This is a genomic window from Mediterraneibacter sp. 210702-DFI.5.30, from assembly GCF_020560115.1.
Classification (GTDB): domain Bacteria; phylum Bacillota; class Clostridia; order Lachnospirales; family Lachnospiraceae; genus Mediterraneibacter; species Mediterraneibacter faecis.
Window position 1 is genome coordinate 1 of sequence record NZ_JAJCME010000220.1, and the last position, 224, is coordinate 224.

At 50.0% G+C, this 224-nt stretch carries 1 protein-coding gene; it reads right to left on the reverse strand.

The genetic code is table 11. The features are described from left to right. Positions 1-224, reverse strand: a 224-nt coding sequence (locus LI126_RS15335; protein WP_331469933.1) for a Na+/H+ antiporter NhaC family protein, incomplete at both ends; no start/stop codon positions are given.

Below are 224 nucleotides of genomic sequence, written 5' to 3' on the forward strand. Positions count from 1 at the left end.
GAGCCAGCCAATAAAGTAGGAATTGCCGGCACCTGTCTTAACGACATAACCAAAAGTACCAGAATCGGCAGCAGCGACCAAGCGCCAACATGAAAACTGGATTTGAGCGCGCTGCTGATAACGTCAACACGTGAAAGGTCCGCATTGATATTTTTAAAGCCGATTACCGCGTAGATCACGGCAGCCGCAATTGCTGCGGGGATCGCGGATTTAGCGGTGTTTTT